Origin of the sequence: Flavobacterium sp. XGLA_31 (assembly GCF_051547105.1) — a bacterium.
GTDB lineage: Bacteria > Bacteroidota > Bacteroidia > Flavobacteriales > Flavobacteriaceae > Flavobacterium.
Genome location: NZ_JBPTTM010000031.1, coordinates 1 through 223 on the forward strand (window position 1 = coordinate 1; position 223 = coordinate 223).

The window sequence follows — 223 nt, forward strand, 5'->3', positions numbered from 1 at the left end:
CAGTGTGACGTATAATGTAACTGATAAATGTTACAGCGGTTCAGTAACCCGTACCTTCACGGTGACTGCTCCTGCAGAAGTAACAACCAATGCACCGGCTAACGCTTCAGCTTCAGCTTGTGCTTATGCTAATCAAGCGGCTGTTAATGCTGCATTTACTGCGTTCTTAAATGGCTTCAGTGTAAGTGGTGGTTGTACTCCGCAAGGCAGTTTTACCGGTACT

The 223-nt window shown here is 46.2% G+C and carries 1 protein-coding gene; it reads left to right on the top strand.

What is annotated here, in order from left to right:
* Positions 1 to 223 (top strand): hypothetical protein (locus ACSVH6_RS13625; protein ID WP_438079417.1); only part of this gene is annotated, 223 nt, incomplete at both ends.